We start from the raw sequence: 19,767 nt of genomic DNA, 5'->3' as shown, positions 1-19,767 counted from the left end.
GTTGTTGCGATCAATAGGCGGTCGGGGCCGACGAGCGGCCCCGACAGCGGGGTTACGGCTTCCAGATCACCTTGTCAACGTCTGGCTTGGTGCTCACGATGCCGTACTTGACGAGCAAATCCGCGAACAACTGGATGGTCTCTTTCGAGACGTCCGGGTTGTAGAGGGAGAGCTGTGCTTTCGCCGCGGCGGCCGGATCGGTGCCGAGCGCAGCAGGCATTGCCGCGCGGATCAGGTCATTGTTCGCAGTCAGGAACGGCAGTGCTTCCTTCATGGCTGCATGGAACCGCTTGACCAGGTCAGTGTTGCCGTCCACGACCTTTCCACTGGAGATCGTGACGAGTTCATTCTCGCCTAGGCCGGTGTCATGGATGAAGTCGCTGACCACCCGGCCGCCCTTGGCTACTACCTGCTGCATGAACGGCGAACCCGCCATCCCTGCGTCAATCTGGCCGGCTTCGATCTGGGCTGCCACCTCGGGGAAAGACAACTGGACGAACGTCACCTTCTTCGGGTCCCCGCCATCCTTGGCGACGGCTTCACGGATGCCGATTTCTCCAATGCTGCCCAGTGCGTTGACCGAGACCTTCTTACCTTCGAGATCACGGGCGCTCTTGATAGCCGAGGAGGCGCCAACAACCACGGCGGTGGAGTCTTCCACGATCTTGGGATCGTTCTGGGTAACACCGTCAACGATGCGGACATCGAGGCCCTGTGTGGTTGCCGTCAGTGCTGTGACCGGGCTGGCCAGCATGAAATCGAGATCCCCGGTTGCCAGAGCGGGCAACTGTGCCGCGCTGCTGCCCGCACCCACGACCAATTTGAGGTCGATGCCCTGCTTTTCGAAGTAGCCCTTGTCGATGGCAACCTGGAGCGCTGCAACGGTGCTGGACGGAAACATTCCGTAGTTGACTTTGGTGAGCCCGGCTGGGGCATTCGCGGCAGCCGTGGAGGCGCTGCCGTCCACCGATCCGGATGCACAGCCACTGAGAGTCAGGGCAAGTGCCATGGCACCAACGGCCGCTACACGGGTTGTCTTGATGTTCATAAGATTCGCTCTCCCTTGAGTGAACGCTGCGCGGGCCTTCCCGCCTACCGTCTGGACCGACGAGTTGCAGCAACAGTATTTCGTGATTAAGTCTTTGTCAACGAATTATGCATTCCAAGATCAATTATGCGTTTTGATAGGCCAATGTGACGTCAGCCACGCTGAATACTTTCTTGAGAACGTCGTTCAGTTCCTGGGCGATGCACTCTGCGGCCACCACGTGATCGGGCCGCACAACGATCGCGGAGAAGGGCCTCTCGTCGAACCAGGCCTTCAGGAGGCCGCTTTCGTCGCCAACCACTCGAACCCCCGGCGCTGCCGCAGCCTTAGCCCACGTCAGCTGCGTGGCCGGTACGGCGTGCACCAGGGTTCCGCCGAGACCTGCCAGTGTCTGCGCCTCGGCCTCGCTGACGAACGCCCGGGGATCGTTGTTCCATACGATGACCCGCCATCCCTGGCCGGTGGCGTCGTCCAGGAGGACCGAACGGCCGTCCTCGTTCCGGACCGTGGGCTGCGGGAATAATGTGCCCACTGCGCGCGGGGCATCCGCGCGATCAGGCAACGCCTTCCACGTGGGGAGTTCGGACGGAACCACGACGCCGTGCTCGTACTTGGGCATCGGTTTGTAGCCTTGGCTGTTGAGCCGGGCACGGGCCTTCGGCATCTTGTCTACTACGGCCGCTGCCATGTCGCGGACCGCCGTGCGCAGTCTGTTGTGGTCGGTGACGAGGTTCGCCATGTTCAACGACAACGCCACCATAGCCTTGACGTGTTCACGCCGTTCACCTTCATAGGAATCGAGTAGTTTGTCGCTGGCCTTCCCCTGAACCACTGCAGCGAGTTTCCACCCCAGGTTCAGGGCGTCCCGGATGCCGGAGTTCCAGCCTTGGCCAGCAACCACCGGCATGACGTGGGCAGCATCGCCGGCCAGAAGGAATCGTCCTACGCGGAACTTCTCGGCTACACGGGCGTGGTGGGCGTAAACCCGACGGCGGATGATGTTCAGGCCAGCGGGATCGGGCACGTGGGCGGCAAGGAGGCCGAAGACGAACGCATCGTCTTCGGCAAGCTCTTCAGATTCACCCTCGAACAGCGTGAATTCCCAGCGGCGGATTCCATGCGGCAGGCTAAGTGTCGCGTACCCACGCTTTGGATCCCCGCCAAAGACCGCATGCGGGGTACCGATGGGGTCATTGACGACGTCGATGACCAGTCCGCGGGTCGACCGCGTTTCGCCTTCGAATGCCAGCCCAAGGTGCTGCCGGGTCAAGGACCGGCCGCCGTCGCAGCCGACGACGTAGCTGCCGGTCACCTGTTCTTCGCCCGACGCGGTACTGACGGTGGCCGTCACGCCGTCGGAATCTGAGGCAAAGGCGCTCACTTGGCTGCCGAAGCGCACCTCGACGTGCGGGTACCGGGCGAGACCTTCCAGGAGTGCTTTGTCGACAAGAGGCTGGATGAAGCCGTTTCTGCGGGGCCAGCCAAACTCGCGGGTGGTGGGGTTGATCTCCGCAAGGATCTTGCGGTCGCCGTTGACGATCCGGATCTTCTGATCCGGGACGGTGTGCGGAAGCACCTTCTCCACCAGTCCGATGGTCTGCATGGTCCGCAGCGCCTCGTCATCGATGCCCACTGCGCGGGGGTAGTCGATGAGTTCGTCACGGCCTTCCAGGACCACTGTGCTCACGCCGAACTGTCCAAGGAGGTTGGCGAGGGTAAGCCCGACGGGGCCGGCTCCGATGATAATAACGTCCTTGCGGTCGCTCATTTTGTACCCCTCAGGGTGTTGATGGAGTCCTGGGCCGCGCGGCTCAGGAAGATAAGGTCGATGCCGAGGCCGACGTAGTCGACAAGCTCCCGGTCAAAGAGGTCAGCGGCGTAGGCGCTCGATCCTGAGTAGATGCCCAGCGTGACGCCGTGCGCCCTGGTCAACGTGGACAGGTGCACGATGGCGTCGCGCACGGGACCGTCCTCCCAGTCCCCCCTCCCCGGAAGTCCGTAGGAGACTGCCAGATCCGCGGGACCGATATAGATCGAGTCGAGCCCGGGGGTGGTGATGATACTTTCCGCGTGTTCGACGCCGGCAACCGTTTCGATCTGGGCGATCGTGGACACCGCTTGGTTTCCCGTCTCGGTGTAGGGCTGGCCCGGGTACAGGTTGGGGCGGCTGGGGCCGAGGCTCCTGTTCCCAACCCCCGGATACTTGGTCGCTTCCACGAGCATGCCCGCTTGTTCCCCGGACTCAATGGTCGGTGCGATGATGCCGCGTGCACCGCTGTCGAGCAGCCGCAAGATGGGGGCCGGATCCAGACCTCCCACCCGGGCGTAGGTGTACGCCGAATCCCGGGGCGCAGCGCGCAACATTGTGCACGCCGCTTCCAGCCCGACCTCGCCGTGCTGGAGGTCCACGACGACGCCGTCGTAGCCTGCAGCCAGAGCCCACTCCGTCACCGACAGGGACGGAAGCGCCTGGTGCAAGAGCGCCGGCGGCTGCCCGCCGCGGCTGTCCCACTTCATTCGGCTGTGCTTTCTGCGAGACGCTTCGCATGGGCGGCGGCGTTATGCCCGCCGAAGATGGGCGCGATCTCACGCCGTGCGATCTTCCAGTCGCCGTCGACTTGCCGGTAGACCTCGCGGAATTCGCCTACGCTGGCGGGCATCAACGGGTTCTCCGAGGAATCCCGGAACGTCATGTACTGTGTCCAGCCGTGGAGTTCTTCACCCACCCATGCCAGCCGAATGCCACCAATAATGTGTCGTCCAACGACGCCGGTAATCTTCGCGCGGCGTTCGCCCCAGGCTTTGATGGCGTCCCGGCCATCCATGTTCCCGAGCGGTCCGGTGGTGACTGCGTCCTCCGTGTACAGCTCCCACGTGGTGTCAGCTTTGCCGTGGTCCAGCCGCCACAACAGTTCCGAGATGAGCTGCTCGATGGCGACACGCGTTGCGACGTCGACTTCACGCATCGACGGCCTCCGTCAGATGTGCAACGACGCTTCCCAGCCCGTGTGAATACTTGGCGGTGTATGTAACGTTGGGGTCCCAGTCAACGATCAGCCCAATGGACCCGGAGAGCAGGATCTCACCCGCCCGGAGGGGCTTGCCGATCCTCAGGGAAGTTTCGGCCAGCCACTGGATCGCGTTGATGGGATCGCCCATGACGTTCGCACCGAGGCCGCGCGTCAGTTCTTCCTCTCCGCGGTACAGGACCATTTCGACCTGCTTGAGGTCGATTTCGCCATAGGGGACGCGAACCGGTCCGGTGACAATGCCCTCGCAGGCTGCGTTGTCGGCGATCGTGTCAACGATGCCCATCTTGTAGCTGAAGTAGCGGTTATCCACCAGCTCCATTGCCGGCGTGACGTAATCGATGGCGGCTTCGACTGAGGCCAAGTCCGAATCCAGGATGTCGGACTTCAGGACGAAGGCAATTTCAGCTTCGATCTTCGGGTGGAAGTACGCTGACGCCGGCCGCTCAATCGGCGACTCAAACGTCATGTTGTCGAGGATGATGCCGTAGTCGGGCTCGTCCACCCCGGCGCGCTGCTGAACGATCGGGTTGGTCAGACCCACCTTGCGGCCGACGCGACAGCGGCCTTCTGCGGCTTCCCGCCGCTGCGTCACGAGCTCGGAGATGCGGTAGGCCGCATCCTTGTCGTTCTCCGGCAGGCGATGGCGCACGAATTCGATCGGGGTGCGCAGGGTGCGCGCGTTGTAGAGATCTCCAGCGATCTCCGTGATGATGTCCGACATCTGGGTCAGGCCTTTCTGCGGAGGAAATCGAGTGTCTTGTCGTTGAAGCTGGTGGGGTCCTCCCACTGTGGCCAGTGGGCGGCGTTGCGAATCAGCACGAATTCACCGTCCGGAATTGCTGCCGCTAGAGACTCGCCCGTCGCCACGCCACCAGTTGGCTCGTGGTCGGTCCACACGAGCAATGCCGGCACGGGGATGGCCGCATAATCTTCCTCGGTGACCTGGTTTCGCGCCCGGATATCAGGCACCTGGAGCGCCATGATGTGCTCCATTGACTTGATGAAGCCGGGGCGCCCATAAATGGACCGACGGACCTCGACGAGCTCATCGGTGATCTGTTCAGGATCGTGAATGACCACTTGCAGTCGGGCCTTGACGTTCCCGTACGTCGGCTCCTCGACGGCCTTCCGGCTCACCGGACTCACCCGGGCCATCGAGCTGTTGCTGATCATTCGGCCGCCTGGTGCACTGAGAACAACGCTGCGCAGTCTCTCGGGGTGGTGCGCAGCGAACTTAATCGCTATCCAGCCGCCCAGGGACTCCCCGATGAGGTGCACCCGATCCAGTCCGAGCACGTCGAGGAGTTCGAGAAGGTGTGCCTCGTAGTCCGGGATTTCCAGGTCGGCGTCGGCGAGCGTCGAATAGCCGTGCCCCGGATAGTCGTATCCGATGACCCGGTACGTCTGGGCCAGTACCCGTATGTTGTGGGTCCACGCTTCGATGTGGCCGCTCGTGCCGTTGAGGAGGACGAGCGTCTGCTCCCCGGCGCCGACGGACAGGACGCGAGTGTTCCACTCCCCTACCCGAACATATTCAAGGGTGTGGGGCAGATCCGCGATCTGCTCCCACATTGTCTTCTGGCTCATACTGCGTTGGGGATGGCCGCTGTGATGCCGAACCCGGCGCCCCAGGTCCGGACGGGCCAGTACCGGTCGACCACCAAGTTGTAGTCGCCCACGGTGGACAGGGCGCTGAAGGCTGCAATCCAGGACCGCATCTCGTGGGCGGCACTGCCACCTTCCGCGATGAACTCGTCGTTATCCCAGCTGTCGACGTCGGTCAGGGACCCCGAACGGAACACGTCAAGCAGCTTCTGGTCCCATTCAGTGTTGAGCGGTGCACTCGAGGCGCGGCCATCCGCAATGGCCTGGATGCCCTCGATGATCTTGCCCTCGCGGGCAGCCCGGTCCGCCTTCGACGGCGAATAGGAAACCAGGCGCTGCTGAATCGGCTCAGGCGAACCGTCATACACCGGGATCGGGGGGTTATGTGACAAGCCTCCCGAGGCCACTAGGAGCACGCGCTTGTCCAGCTGCTGGGCCGCCCGGCCGATCGCCTCACCCATCATCCGAATACGGGACATGGGAGTGAGTGGTTTACCAAGCGCGTTGACGAAAACAGGCACGAACGGACGGGTGAATCCCGCACCGAAGAGGAATTCCAGCGGCTGCATCACGCCGTGATCGACCTCCAACCGTTCCGAACGGGCGATATCGATCCCCTGCGCGATGGTCAGCGCGTGCAGTTCACGTGCCACTTCCGAGTCGACCGGGAGCGGACCTTCCGAGGTCCCGTAGTCCCCCACGCCGACCGCCTGCGCACCGATAGCGAACGGAGGCATCATCGAGTACAAGACGCCGTTGAAGTGGTCGGGGCCGAAGATAACAGTGACGTCGGGGTTGAAGTCCTCGACGAAGGACCGTACATCGGCAATCGCTTCGTTGATCTCGGCAAAAATCGTCCCGCCCGGGTCAACGTTTCCAAACGACGGAGCATGTGACAGCGCGGCAAGTGCAAGTGACATCGAAATCCTCTCTGCTGCGCCCTCCATTGGACGCTTCCCTAGAGTCTAGATTCTAGATTCCATGTGTCAACCCTTTTTCTTAGATTTCTGTCCCAGTTTCGTGGCGCCGGAGCTGGGCGCCCGGTACCTCCTGGACCAGATCGAGATCACCGCAGATTCCTGCGGCCTGGATCTCGACCCGCTCTGGCGGGGCGCGCATACCGACAGGATCCCGGAAGGCACGCTGACAGCGGCATGCTCTAGGACTGGAGTCTCGACGGTTTCCGGGGCGATGAAGGATTGAACCTGCAGCTCCGCCTGGCACCCAAGAACTGGAGTACTCGCTCGAACATTTCAACGAAGAAAGTCAGGTTTCCTCTTACCGCACGCTGATCCTCGATACAGGGCGGGTCGGCGTCCCTTTCGCGTGCGAGCTGGGAACGGTGCCTGAGAAGGTACCTCATCGCCTGCACAACTACCCGGTTCAGAGCTCTCGGTAGTAGTACAGCATTGGGTCGGTCTGGCCGGGTTCGGTGTTGGTGAACCCGTGTGCCTCGTAGAAACGGCGCGCATCGATGTCCTCGCCATCGACGTTGATCTCGAGGAGAGAGCCGCCCCGGTCGCGCACCAAATCGAGTGCCGCGTCCAGGAGCGCGCTGCCGAGGCGCCGACCGCGCAGCTCTGGACGGACGTAGAGCTCGTCGAGGATCGCGACCGGCCCTTCGTACCAGACGTTGGGCCGGAAACTCAGCACAGCAACCCCGCTCGCCATATCGCCGATCAGCAGGACCACGACGTCGTCGCCCGCCAGGAGCTGCGTCAATCGCGATTGAAGCTCGCGAGCGCCCGGTGTCGGCGTCGAGAACTCAGTGTTGAAATCATGAAGCAACTGGGCAACGACGGCGGCGTCGGCCGTCGTCGCCCGCCGCGCAGAACCGCCGGAGGTCATGACCTCATCTTGAGTACTGGGCGACGCGGTGTCCACCCTGACCCCGGAACGCGTGGCTACGGAGCGAATCCCGTTGAACCGCTGATCACCCGGTCACGTCCGGCCAGCAGACCCGTCACGGCGAGAACCGCCATGATGCCCGCGGTGACGAGGAGCGGAAGCGTCCAGCCTCCGCTTATGTCGCGAAGCCCACCGAACATTACTGGCCCCACCGCAGCGAGACCGTAGCCGACAGATTGCGCCATGCCGGACAAGGACGCTGCCTGCGGGTAATTCACGGTCCGGAGGCTGAACAGCGACAGAGCGATGACAATGAGGCTCCCGCACCCGATTGCCCCAAGAATGACCCACAGCAATGTGAGGTCCGGCGCAAGTGCCAGCCCGAGAAACGTCACGAACGTGAGCGCGCCGCTCGTGAAGGATACAAGGCGTTGGTCCGACCCTCGGTGAAGGATTCCCCCTGTGGCAAGGCTGGCGAACACGCTGATGAGCAGGAATACGGACAGATGGACGCCCGCAGTGGTGGCGGGGACCCCTTGGCTTTGTTCGATGGTGGGCAGCCATGCCATCAGGACGTAGAAGGCGATCGATTGCAGTCCCATGAAGATTGTCACCTGCCAGCCCAAGGCTGAGGCCCAGGGCGACCGGTAGGGAACCACCGGCGTGGTGGCGTGCGCGGCGCCTGAGCTGTGCCGGCGCAGCCACGGCAGGAGCACCGCCATGGCGATGAGAGCCAGTCCCGCCCAGATTCCGAGGGCAAGCCGCCATCCCGCCGGGGACGTTTGTGCCACGGGAACGACGACGGCTGCCCCGATTGCGGCGAAGGCGGCCTGCATGGCGGTGTAGCTTCCGGTGACCTGGCTGACCCTCATCGGAAAGTCCCGCTTAACAAGGGAGGGCACCAGGACATTGAGAAACGCGATAGCCAGACCGATCAGTGCGGTGCCAGCCCAGATGACGCCGGGCAAGGGTAAGGAGCGAAGCACGATGCCCGAGGCGAGGATCAGCAGGGACATCCACAGTGCCCGGTCGAGACCCAGACGGAAAGCGAAGCCTGGTGCCACGGGGGAGAAAACTGCGAAAGCAATGAGCGGAAGACCCGTGAGGAACCCAGCTGCGGCACTGGATAACTCAAGGTCGCTGCTGATGTTCCCAAGTACCGGTCCCACGCTGACAAAGGACACCCGAAGGTTAACTGCGATGAGCAGAAGGCCGATGAAAGCGAAGCCGAACCTGGCAGTGCGGTCCGGCGCGTTCCGGGTGGCAGCGGGCATCATGCGTTCTTCCATCCTTCAAGCGGTGAGGAGCGCCCTCGCGCCTGCTACGGTTCCGCCGTTGCCAGACAAAAGTAGTCGCTGACTTGGCATTCCAATTTCCCGACAATTTACCCTACGCCGAGCTGGTTGCCGTCTCCTGCGTCCGTCTCGAGCCATTGCTACGGATGCGCCCACGGCGCAGCCGGGCGCCTGCCCAGCGCTGTCCCTAAGCCCGGATTCCATCGCTAGGATGAGGTCGGCGTTGCGGATGGTGGAGATCTTTACACCCTGTGTCCCTCAGGCGGCCGCGGGTACCGTGACTCGGTCATCGAAGAGACAGGAACCGCGCCCGTTGCTTTCCGGGTGGACGTTACCGCTGGCCCGACTGCCGAGGCCATCCGAGTCCATTGGAAGCTCAACACCCGGGAATGAACATGCCACGGCATTGAAGCGCAGGCCCCTGGGCCCGCTGGCCCGCATGAAGTTGCGGCTAACTCAGCCGACGAGGACCGCCGGATTCTCAGCGGTCAGCCGGCGCCCTGGCCCTCGCGGGCCACCTCCTCCAGAACCCTGGCTGTCGGCGATGCCGACACCAGCTGCCCTATCACTTCCGGTTTGTCCCACACCTGGCTGCGTAGCCGTTCCAGAAAGACGGTCGCTGCGTCCTTGGTGTCGAAGTCAAGGAGCACGGCGATGCTGTTCTGGTCCTCTGCATCCCGGAACACCCGGACAGACCGGGCGCCCGAGGCGGCGCGGCCTGCGGGATCGCTGTCGAAGACCTTCTTCCATGCCGCGTAGTCCCGGAGCTGATAACCAATCTGCAGGGTGAACATCGTTGTTCCTTTCCTCGGGCTGAATCAGGACCACGATAGGCCGTCCAGCGGCATCCCGGTAGGGCCGGGGGGCGGCGTGAACTCGGTGCTGCGCGACGGCGGGGCTTCCCGCCGTCGTCCGCCTGCGTTGGGTGCCGCGCCTATACAGTGCCGACCAGCCGCCGCCGGAGGCGAGGATGGCGGCGTTGATGTTGGTGCCGTCGTCGCAAGCCAAAAGTCGGCACACCTTTCGACCCTTTCATTGGGCGGGGAGGCGCCGCATGATAGGCGCATGGCTCAAATCGCATCAGCCGACGAATCCGCTGTTGCCAAGGCTCAGCGCGAGCTCGAAGCGGCCGGCGTCCGCACTGTGATCGGCACAGTGGTGAACGCTTCGGGCATCACGCTGGCCAAGAGCGTCCCGTTGGCCCGGCTCAAAACCTTCCAGCAATCCGGGATGGGCGCTGCCCCCGTCTGGCATGTCTTCACCATCGACGGCGGAATAGCGTTCACGGACACCATCACCACCGTTGGCGATATGCGCCTCAGGATCGATATCGCGGGGCTCCGTGTCCTGCCGGGTGGCCGGGCGTGGGCACCGGGCAGTCTTTTCGAACAAGACGGAGCCGCGTCTCCGGCCTGTGCCCGCGGTCTTCTGGCCGATGTCGGCGGCAGCCTCGACGAGGCCGGCTACCAGGCACTCGTGGGCCACGAACTTGAATTCTTCCTCGTCGCCCCAGACGGTTCAGCGCTGGAAGACGCACCTTGGGTTCCGTACGGGGCAACCGGCCTTCTGGACCGATCGGAATTCCTCGATGATCTGCTGTCAGCGATGAACCACGCCGGAGTTCCGGTGGAGCAGATCCACGCCGAGTACGGCAGAAACCAGTTCGAGTTTTCTCTTCCCCCGGCTTCGCCGGTCCAGGCCGCGGACACCGTGGTCCTTGCCAAGCTCATCGTTGGCATCGCCGCCCGGGCCTACAGCATGCAGGCCTCGTTCTCCCCGCTGCCCTTTCCCGGCACCGTCGGGAACGGTGCCCACCAGCACTTTTCGCTCCACAGGAACGGCCTGCCGCTGTTCTCCGGCGGCAGCGGACCGCACGGCATCCGCGACGAGGGAGGCGCGGCCATCGGCGGCATCATCGCAGGACTCCCCGATATCCAGGGTTTCCTCACGGGATCAGTTTTGTCCGGAAGCCGCCTGGTCCCCGGCACGTGGTCGGGCGCCTACTTGTGCTGGGGCCTGGAAAACCGGGAAGCCTCAGTGCGTTTCCTGAACGAGGGCCAGAGCAATCCGCACGGAGCCAACGTCGAGGTGAAAATCGTCGACCCGTCGGCCAACGTGTATCTGGCGTCCGCATCCATTCTGGCGCTCGCCCTTGACGGCATCCGCGGCGGGCGCCGGCTTCCGGCAGAGATCCCGGGTGACCCGGGACGGCTCTCGGAAGGCGAACGGGGCCGGGCCAACGTCCGGCTGCTCCCGGACTCCCCCGCCGCCATCATCGACACGCTGGACACATCACGCCTTGCCCGCGGGCTGCTCGGAAACGCCATCGTCGATGCCACGGTCGCCGTCCGGCGCTACGAACAGCGAATCTCCGCGGAACTCTCGCCGGACGAGCTTGCGGAACGCTTTCGACTGGCCTGGTCGATCTGATGGCGGGCGGTTCTTTCCCCGACTTCGTCGAACAAGTCAGCCTGATTGATCACCACGTGCATGGCGCGTTCCACGCCGACGGCGATGAGGCACGCTTTCAGAACTCGCTCAACGAAGGAAACACCGAACCGCTGGCCAACCCCGAGGACACCTACAACACCCAAATCGGACTCGCCATCCGGCGCTGGTGCAGCGGCATTCTTGATCTGCCGCGGCACGCCTCACCGGCGGACTACTGGAGCCGGCGCTCCGAGCTTGGAGAACTCGAGGTGAGCCGGCGCATGACCCGCGCTGCCGGCGTGAGCGACTGGCTGATCGATACCGGCCTGGATGCCGCTGACTACCTCGGCATGGCCGGCATGGCCGAGGCCTCGGGCGGGCGGACCCATGAGATCGTTCGGCTGGAACTGGTCGCGGAGTCGCTGATCCGGGAGATCGCCAACCCGGCAGATTACGTCGACGAGTTCGGTCAGCGGCTTCACGAGCTCACCCGCAGCGCCGTGGGCGTCAAAACAGTGCTCGCCTACCGTGCAGGATTCGACCGGAAGCTCAGCCGGCCGGCACCGGCTGCGGTGGTTGAAGCAGCCGGCCGCTGGCAGCAGAACCCGCGTGCGGGCAGCAACGCGAAGCTCACCGATGTGACACTTATTGCCCACGGGATCCACACGGCGGTGTCGATGAAACTTCCGCTGCAGTTCCATGTGGGATTCGGTGACCGCGGCCTGGACCTCCACAGGACCAATCCCCTGTACCTCCTGGATTTCCTCCGGTCCCGCGACGTCCGGGACACACCCATCATGCTGCTCCACTGCTATCCGTTCGAGCGCGAAGCCGGCTATTTGGCGCACGCCTTTGAAAACGTCTACATCGATGTGGGCCTTGCCGTGAACTTCACCGGGTCACGGAGCCGGGATCTGGTGGCCCGCTCCTTCGAACTGGCACCCTTCACGAAGATTCTTTACTCCTCCGACGCCTTCGGCCCGGCCGAACTCCACTACCTCGGAGCGAGACTGTGGCGCAACGCCATCACCAAGGTCGTCGGCGGATGGATCGACGACGACGACTGTTCCGAGGTGGACGCCCGCAGGATCGTGCAACTCATCGCACACGACAACGCCCGCCGCGTGTATGCGCTCCCCTGAGCGCCCACCCGAGATCCCGAGCAAGCCGCCGTCCAAGGTGGCAAGGGCTAGCGGGTTTGCGACGTTGGCTTACCTGGAGACCCAACGTCACACAACGCGACGGCCTCCGCATAGGCATCAGCAACGCCCTACCCTTGTCACGTGACTTTGACTAAGATTCGCACCGCCGCCGCGACCTCCCTCGCCGCTGCCGGTCTCCTGTTTACCCTCGCCGCCTGTTCCACGCCGGCCGCCACCCAGCCAACCACCTCTGCCACGGCGCCTACGGCAACGGCTTCATCCAGCGCCGCCTCCGAGCCCTGCGCCGGTGTGAAGGTCATCGTCGATTCGGGCGCCCTGAAGCAGGCCGCCGCTGATTCCTCCGTTTGCGTGACCGTCGACGGGCCGACTCCCGCTTCCAAGGTGCTGGACGAGGCAAAGGTGAAAACCGAGGGCACTGCCGAATATCCCAACGAACTGGTGTGCCGTGTGAACGGTGTGCCCGCCGCAGACCTCGACATCACCCACAAGGGCGGCACGTACCGGGAAGAATGCAGCAAGATGCCCGCCGCCTTTGCCTACTGGGCTCTTTGGGTTAAGCCGGCCTCCGGTGACTGGGCGTACGCGCAGGAAGGCCTAGCCACCTTGCAGGTGAGCCCGGGCGAGAGCCTGGAACTGCTCTTTACGGTCGACGGCGAACCGGCTGCCCCCGCGGCATGACCTTTCGACCTGCGCCGCTTCGCGCGGCGGCGGTCCTCGCCGTCGTCTTCATCGCGGCGCGGGTCATCTACCGCATCCTCTTCAACGGGGCGGGCATTGGCGAACCGGTTCTGTTCGATCTGCCGGCGATCCGGCTGCCTGCCCCGTACGCCCATGTGGTCCTCCTCGGTCCGGTTACGGCGCCCGGGCTGTGGGCGGCGGTCCTGTCCGCCCTGCCGATTGCCGGGATGTTCCTCGCCTTCGGGCTGCTCAACGCCTGGGTGGACGTGGCCCGCGGCTTCGTGCACCTGGCCCGCCGCGGCCCCGCGCAGGGCCTGGCCCGGATGCTGGTGGTGGCGTGGGCGGCGCTTCCGGCGCTTGCCGACGCCGTGACCTCCGTCCACTTGGCGTTCCGGTTGCGGGGCGAACGCTTCGGACCCAGAGCCCTGGTGCCGGTGCTCGAGCGCACGCTTGAGCACGCGGGCCGGGTTGCCGCGGCCCTGGAGTTGCGCGGCTTCGGGAGCCGGGCACCCCAGCAACCCGGCCAGGGCATCGAAGCCCCTCTTCTTGTCCGGGACGCGCACTTCCGCATTGGTGACGCGCAGGTGCGCGTCGCAGGGTTCGCACCGCCCAGCGGGTCCATAACTGTCATTACCGGGCCGACCGGATCCGGCAAATCCACCATCCTGCGGGGTATCGCCGGCCTCCTTTCACACGTAGACGGTGGAGAAATTTCCGGCACCGTGCGCGTCGCCGGAACGGACCGTGCCACCACGCCGCCCCGCGACACCGCCCGCCTCATCGGCGTCGTACTGCAGAATCCCCGCGCAGCATTCGCCAGCACCCGGGTCCGGGACGAAATCTCCCTCGCACTTGAGCTGCGAGGCATGGCACCCGGGACCGCCAAGGTCCGGGTGCTGGAGGTCGCGGAACGTATCGGTGTGTCGGCGCTGCTGGACCGGAATGTCAGCACCCTCTCGGCGGGTGAGGCCACGCTCGTAGCCATCGCCGCCGCAGTGGTGGATCAGCCTGCCCTGCTCCTGGTCGATGAACCCTTGGCCGACCTTGACACCGCAGCACGCGGACACGTCATCGGCGTGCTCAACGCCCTCGCCCGCGCTGACAGTGTCTGCGTCGTCGTGGCGGAGCACCGGGCTGCGCAGCTCGTACCGGTTGCCGATTCGTGGTGGACCATCGACGGCGGCGCCCTGGTGCCGGGTGCCGCGCCATCCGCGCCTTTGCACCCTGCCGATGCCCGTCCGGCGCCGGCAGTGCCGGCTGACCTCGCGCCCGTGCTGACTGCGGCAAAGCTCGCGGTGCACCGCAAAGGCAAGCCACTCGTGCGCGAGGCTTCCCTGAGCCTGCACCGCGGTGAGGTGGTGGCCCTGGTGGGTCCGAACGGTGCCGGGAAGTCCTCCCTGCTGGTGGCGCTTGCCCTCGGTGAAGGAACGGTCGACGGCGGCAGAGTCGAGGGCGGCCGCGTCGCCCTCGTCCCGGACGCGTCTGACGACCTCTTCACCAGGGATACCGTCGCGGCAGAGCTCCGGGCGGCAGATCGGCGTCGGTCGCGCCGAAAGAACAGCGCACGGTCTGTGCCCGGCTCGGCAGCTGCCCGCCTGGCCCTCTTGTGGGGAGACGTCCGAATGCCTATTGGACAGGAGCATCCCCGGGACCTGTCTGCGGGAGAACGCAGGATCCTTGCCATCGCTCTGCAGACCATGGACGCCCCCCAGGTACTCCTGATCGATGAGCCCACCCGCGGACTCGATCCGGCGGCGCGCACAGCGGTCGCCGCGGCGCTGCGGGCAGCGGCGGACGACGGCGCGGCGGTCCTCATCGCCACGCACGACCTCGACTTCGCCCACAGCCTCGGCGCCCGGATCCTCCCGATGCGTGACGGCGTCGCGCCCTCTTCAATGCCGGCCAATGCGCCTGAATCGCCGCTCCCGCTTCGCCGGCAGGAAAACGCCCGACTGATGCCACGGGTCATCGAACGAACAGACACCCAGGGTGCGGCCAGACAGCGCCGCATCCGGATGCCGCGGGGCGCCGAGCTTGCAGTTCTCGCAGCTGCAAACCTTCTGGCTCTCGGGGCGTTCTGCTGGCCGCTGCTCGCTGCGGCCTTCCCGGAGGACGCCGCCGCGGCCCTCCCCTACGCGGCGCTGGCTATTGCGCCGATCGCCGCCGCCGCCGTCGTCGTGTCAATGGACGGCTCCGTCCGCTCTGCACACACGGTGGCGTTGCTCGGCGTGCTGGCCGCCGTCGGTTCGGCGGTCCGGGTGGCGAGCACCGGCGTCGGGGGCGTGGAGGCAGTGTTTATCCTGCTGATCCTGGCTGGCCGGGCCTTCGGTGCCCGTTTCGGCCTGCTCCTCGGTGCCGCCACCATCGCCCTCTCGAGTGCTGTGTGGGGTGGCATCGGACCGTGGACGCCGTTCCAGATCTTCGCCTGTGCGTGGGTGGGCGCGGGGGCCGGCCTGCTCCCCCGCCGGGTGCAGGGCAAAGCCGAGCTGTGGATGCTGTGCGGCTACGGCGTCCTGGCGTCCTACGTGTTCGGCCTGCTGACCAACCTGTGGTTCTGGCCCTTCGCGGTGGGCGCCGGCACGGGCATCTCCTACGTGCCCGGCGCGCCGCTAGCCACGAACCTCAGCAGCTTCCTGCTCTACTCGCTGGTGACCTCGACGGCGGGCTGGGACACTCTGCGTGCCATCACTACGGTCATCGGAATCGCTGTGGTGGGCCGCGCCATTCTCGCCGCCCTCCGACGGGTGAAGCCGATCTCCAGCGCGGGTGGGCAGGCCGCGCAGGCCCAACCCGCCCAGTTAAGGGACCGGCTTCAACTCACACCTTGAAGTACTTCGCCTCCGGGTGGTGGAACACGAACGCGTCGGTGGACTGTTCGGGGTGCAGCATCAGCTCATCGCTCAGGACCACGCCCATCCGCTCTGGACGCAGCAGTTCGGTCACCTTGCGGCGGTCCTCCATGTCCGGGCACGCAGGGTATCCGAGCGAGAACCGCGCACCGCGGTAGTCGAGCTTGAACAGGCCGGCCTTGTCCTTCGGCTCCTCGGCCGCGAAGCCCAGCTCCGAGCGGATGCGTGCATGCCAGAATTCCGCGAGCGCTTCGGTGAGCTGCATGACCAGGCCGTTGAGTTCGTAATAGTCGCGGTAGTGGTTGCCTTTGAACAGCTCGCCAGTCACCTCATCGATCTTCGAGCCGGCGGTGACCAGCTGCACCGGAAGGACGTCGATCTGCCCCGATTCGCGCGAGCGGACGAAGTCGGCGAGGCACAGGTGCCGGTCGCGGCGCTGGCGCGGGAAGTTGAAGCGCAGCCGCTCGGTGCCGATCGGGCCGCCTGAGCCGCCGTCGGGGGCGAGCAGTCCCGCGGTGCCGAGGACGCCGTCGCGGTCCTCCCCGTGGTGCAGCACCACCACCTGCTCCCCCTCGGAGACCACCGGGAAATAGCCGTACGCGACGGAGGCATCCAGCATTCCCTCGCCGAGGATGCGGTCCAGCCAGTACCGCAGGCGCGGCCGGCCCTCGCGTTCCACCAGTTCCTCATAGGAGGCGCCGTCCTCGCCGCGGCCGGGCTTGAGCCCCCACTGCCCCATGAAGGTGGCGCGTTCGTCGAGGAAAGTAGCGTAGTCGTGGAGTGCGACGCCACGCACGATGCGCGTGCCCCAGAACGGCGGCGAAGGCACGTGATTGTCGGCGGCGACGTCGGACCGGCCGGGCATCGCCTCCGGCTCGGTCACCGTGAACTTCGGGCCGCCTTTATGGATCCGCTTCTTCAGCGGCGGAAGGCCGACGGCGGCCGGGTCGGCGCCGCGGGCCACCTGCACCAGCGGTTCCATCAGTGCCAGGCCCTCAAAGGCGTCCTTGGCGTACCTGACGGTTCCTTCAAACTGCTCCGCTAGGTCCTGCTCCACGTAGGCGCGGGTCAGGGCTGCGCCGCCGAGGATGATGGGCCACTTCTTCGCCAGGCGCCGGGACTGCAGTTCGGCGAGGTTCTCCTTCATCACCACGGTGGACTTTACGAGCAGCCCGGACATGCCGATCACGTCCGCGTTGTGCTCCTCGGCCGCGGCCATGATTTCGGCGATCCCCTGCTTGATGCCGATGTTGATCACTTTGTAGCCGTTGTTGGTGAGGATGATGTCCACCAGGTTCTTGCCGATGTCATGCACGTCGCCGCGCACGGTGGCGATCACCATGGTGCCTTTGCCCGAGGAATCCGATTTCTCCATGTGCGGCTCAAGCAGAGCCACCGCGGTCTTCATCACCTCGGCGGACTGCAGCACGAACGGCAACTGCATCTCGCCGGCGCCGAAGCGCTCGCCCACCACCTTCATGCCCTCGAGCAGCTGGTCGTTGATGATGGCGAGCGGGGTCATGCCTTCGCTGCGTGCGAGGTCGAGGTCCTCTTCAAGGCCCTTGCCCTCGCCGTCGATGATGCGCCGCGCCAGGCGTTCGCCGGTGGGCAGCGCCGCAAGTTCCGCCGCGCGCTGGTCCTTCAGCGCTGCGGTGTCGACGCCGGCGAAGAGGTCCAGCATGCTGTTCAGGGGGTCGTAGGTGTTGTTGCCGTCGGCGTCGTATTCGCGGCGGTCCCAGACGAGGTCCAGGGCCACCTTGCGTTGCTCCTCCGGCAGGGACGCGAGCGGCACGATCTTGGCGGCGTCAATGATGCCGCTGGACAGGCCCGCCTGCACGGCCTCGTGCAGGAACACCGAGTTCAGGGCCATGCGCGCTGCCGGGTTCAGGCCGAAGGACACGTTGGAGACGCCGAGCGTGGTGTGGATACCGGGGTACTTCGCGGTGATCTGGCGGATGGCCTCGATTGTTTCGATGCCGTCCCGGCGGGTTTCTTCCTGGCCGGTGGCGATGGGGAAAGTCAGGCAGTCGACGATGATGTCTTCCACGCGCATCCCCCATTCACCCACCAGGGAATCGATCAGGCGCGAGGCGATGGCCACCTTGCCCTCGGTGGTGCGTGCCTGGCCCTGTTCGTCGATGGTCAGGGCGATCACGGCGGTGCCGTGTTCCTTCACGAGTGGCATGATGCGCCCGAAGCGGCTGTCCGGGCCGTCGCCGTCCTCGTAGTTGACGGAGTTGATCACGGGGCGTCCGCCGATGTGTTCGAGCCCGGCCTGCAGCACCTGCGGTTCGGTGGAGTCGATGACGAGCGGGAGCGTGGAGGCCGACGCGAACCGCGAGACGATCTCCTTCATGTCCGCGACGCCGTCGCGCCCTACGTAATCAATGCAGACGTCGAGCAGGTGCGCGCCGACGCGGACCTGCCCGCGGGCGATGTCGACGCAATCGTCCCAGCGCTCGTCGAGCATTGCCTGGCGGAACGCCTTCGAACCGTTCGCGTTGGTGCGCTCACCAATGGCGAGGTACGCGGACTCCTGGTCGAAATTCACATGATGGTAGAGGGAAGCGATGCCGGCTTCACGCTCGGTGGGAACGCGGCTGCCGTCGGCGCCCCTCCCGCCGCTGGTGACGGCAACGCTGGCGCGCAAGGGCGCAAGACGTTCGACGACGGCGGCCATGTGCGCCGGCGTCGTACCGCAACAGCCGCCCACCAGGCCCAGACCGAATTCGCGCACGAACTGCTCGTGGGCGGTGGCGAGTTGGCTGGGCGAGAGCGGATAGTGCGCGCCGTTGGCACCAAGGACGGGCAGTCCGGCGTTGGGCATGCACGCGATCGCCACCGAGGACTGCTTGGCCAAGTGGCGCAGGTGCTCGCTCATCTCATCCGGCCCGGTGGCGCAGTTCAGGCCGATGGCGTCGACGCCGAGCGGCTCGAGCGCGGTGAGCGCGGCGCCGATCTCGGAGCCCATCAGCATGGTTCCGGTGGTCTCGACGGTCACCTCGACGAAGATCGGGAGCCGGACGCCGCGGGCCACGATCGCCTGCTTGCAGCCGTTGACCGCGGCTTTGGTCTGCAGGAGGTCCTGGCTGGTTTCGATGAGGAAGGCATCCGCTCCCCCGTCGATGAGGCCCTCGGCCTGCAGGGCGAAGGTCTGCTTGAGGTAGTCGTAGCTGGTGTGCCCGAGGCTGGGGAGCTTGGTGCCCGGCCCCATCGAGCCGAGGACCCAACGCATCCGCCCGTCTGTTTTTTCTGCCGCTTCTGCTCGCTCACGGGCGATCTCAGCGCCCTTCCGGGCGAGCTCTTCAATCCGGTCGTCGATGCCGTAGTCGGAGAGGTTTGACCAGTTCGCGCCGAAGGTATTGGTTTCGACCGCGTCGACTCCCGCGGCGAAGTACGCGTCATGGATGTCCGCGAGGACATCGGGCCGCGTGGCATTGAGGATCTCGTTGCAGCCTTCCAGCCCCAGGAAATCGTCCTCGAGGGACAGTTCCCGGTCCTGCAACATGGTGCCCATCGCCCCATCGGCAATGACGACCCGATGGTTCACCGCATCCAGCAGCTCCTGGGCGCGGACGGGGCGGGGCACGGACTCAATATCAAGCGCAAAACGAGGCATCCAAACAGACTACGGCGGGGCCCGAAACATTGCGGCGTGTTTCCATGTACTACGACTGCGGGTGGGGGGCCTGAGACGGTCCCGGCGACCAGTGCCTTGATCAGGGCCGGCCTCGACGGCCCCGCAACGGTCGAAGCAGACGTCGCCGAGGCGATGACCGCCCCTATCTCTGGCTCACCCGTCGCGTCGGGCTTGACGGT

Annotated in this window: 15 protein-coding genes; 4 read left to right on the top strand and 11 right to left on the bottom strand. The window is 65.3% G+C overall.

Annotation, left to right across the window (positions count from 1 at the left end):
* Positions 1 to 52: 52 nt before the first annotated feature.
* From AC50X9_RS01040 to AC50X9_RS00995, 10 genes are all read right to left on the bottom strand, one after another.
* Complete coding sequence (locus tag AC50X9_RS01040) at positions 53 to 1,048, bottom strand: ABC transporter substrate-binding protein (RefSeq protein WP_494889201.1); 996 nt, start codon at positions 1,046 to 1,048, stop codon at positions 53 to 55.
* Between the two features lie 124 nt (positions 1,049 to 1,172).
* Positions 1,173 to 2,816, bottom strand: a complete 1,644-nt coding sequence (locus AC50X9_RS01035; protein WP_494889199.1) for a bifunctional 3-(3-hydroxy-phenyl)propionate/3-hydroxycinnamic acid hydroxylase — start codon at positions 2,814 to 2,816, stop codon at positions 1,173 to 1,175.
* On the bottom strand, positions 2,813 to 3,565 hold the full coding sequence (locus AC50X9_RS01030) for an HpcH/HpaI aldolase family protein (protein WP_494889197.1): 753 nt from the start codon (positions 3,563 to 3,565) through the stop codon (positions 2,813 to 2,815). Before AC50X9_RS01030 ends, AC50X9_RS01035 begins: the two co-directional genes overlap by 4 nt.
* A complete protein-coding gene (locus AC50X9_RS01025) occupies positions 3,562 to 4,014 on the bottom strand; it encodes a nuclear transport factor 2 family protein (protein WP_494889195.1) in 453 nt (150 codons plus the stop codon). Before AC50X9_RS01025 ends, AC50X9_RS01030 begins: the two co-directional genes overlap by 4 nt.
* Positions 4,007 to 4,801: a 2-keto-4-pentenoate hydratase gene (locus tag AC50X9_RS01020; protein ID WP_494889193.1), complete on the bottom strand. Its 795-nt coding sequence runs from the start codon at positions 4,799 to 4,801 to the stop codon at positions 4,007 to 4,009. Before AC50X9_RS01020 ends, AC50X9_RS01025 begins: the two co-directional genes overlap by 8 nt.
* A gap of 5 nt (positions 4,802 to 4,806) precedes the next feature.
* A complete protein-coding gene (locus tag AC50X9_RS01015) occupies positions 4,807 to 5,667 on the bottom strand; it encodes an alpha/beta fold hydrolase (RefSeq protein WP_494889191.1) in 861 nt (286 codons plus the stop codon).
* Positions 5,664 to 6,605 carry a 3-carboxyethylcatechol 2,3-dioxygenase gene (locus tag AC50X9_RS01010; RefSeq protein WP_494889189.1) on the bottom strand — a complete coding sequence of 314 codons (942 nt, stop codon included), beginning with the start codon at positions 6,603 to 6,605 and terminating at the stop codon, positions 5,664 to 5,666. The genes AC50X9_RS01015 and AC50X9_RS01010 overlap by 4 nt, the downstream gene beginning before the upstream one ends.
* A gap of 463 nt (positions 6,606 to 7,068) precedes the next feature.
* Positions 7,069 to 7,533 (bottom strand): GNAT family N-acetyltransferase, encoded by a 465-nt coding sequence (locus AC50X9_RS01005; protein WP_494889187.1) that lies wholly within the window; start codon positions 7,531 to 7,533, stop codon positions 7,069 to 7,071.
* 56 nt (positions 7,534 to 7,589) lie between these two features.
* Positions 7,590 to 8,810, bottom strand: coding sequence for an MFS transporter (locus AC50X9_RS01000; protein WP_494889185.1), 1,221 nt, complete (start codon positions 8,808 to 8,810; stop codon positions 7,590 to 7,592).
* A 506-nt stretch (positions 8,811 to 9,316) separates the two neighbouring features.
* Positions 9,317 to 9,622, bottom strand: a complete 306-nt coding sequence (locus AC50X9_RS00995) for a hypothetical protein (RefSeq protein ID WP_494889183.1) — start codon at positions 9,620 to 9,622, stop codon at positions 9,317 to 9,319.
* Positions 9,623 to 9,893: 271 nt separating this feature from the next.
* Between AC50X9_RS00995 and AC50X9_RS00990 the strand changes: the two genes are divergently transcribed.
* The 4 genes from AC50X9_RS00990 to AC50X9_RS00975 all read left to right on the top strand — a co-directional run bounded on the left by AC50X9_RS00990 (position 9,894) and on the right by AC50X9_RS00975 (position 15,927).
* Entirely contained in the window at positions 9,894 to 11,258 is a 1,365-nt protein-coding gene (locus AC50X9_RS00990) for a type I glutamate--ammonia ligase (RefSeq protein ID WP_494889181.1), read from the top strand.
* A complete protein-coding gene (locus AC50X9_RS00985; RefSeq protein WP_494889179.1) occupies positions 11,258 to 12,400 on the top strand; it encodes an amidohydrolase family protein in 1,143 nt (380 codons plus the stop codon). Before AC50X9_RS00990 ends, AC50X9_RS00985 begins: the two co-directional genes overlap by 1 nt.
* Before the next feature lie 141 nt (positions 12,401 to 12,541).
* A complete protein-coding gene (locus tag AC50X9_RS00980) occupies positions 12,542 to 13,099 on the top strand; it encodes a hypothetical protein (RefSeq protein WP_494889177.1) in 558 nt (185 codons plus the stop codon).
* Positions 13,096 to 15,927 (top strand): ATP-binding cassette domain-containing protein, encoded by a 2,832-nt coding sequence (locus AC50X9_RS00975; RefSeq protein ID WP_494889175.1) that lies wholly within the window; start codon positions 13,096 to 13,098, stop codon positions 15,925 to 15,927. The genes AC50X9_RS00980 and AC50X9_RS00975 overlap by 4 nt, the downstream gene beginning before the upstream one ends.
* Here the strand turns inward: AC50X9_RS00975 and metH are convergent.
* Positions 15,917 to 19,567: a methionine synthase gene (gene metH / locus AC50X9_RS00970; RefSeq protein ID WP_494889173.1), complete on the bottom strand. Its 3,651-nt coding sequence runs from the start codon at positions 19,565 to 19,567 to the stop codon at positions 15,917 to 15,919. The two genes, AC50X9_RS00975 and metH, sit on opposite strands and share 11 nt — an antisense overlap.
* Between the last annotated feature and the right edge of the window lie 200 nt (positions 19,568 to 19,767).

The organism is Pseudarthrobacter sp. HLT1-3 (assembly GCF_059383535.1).
This window is presented reverse-complemented; position numbering and strand designations above follow the sequence as displayed.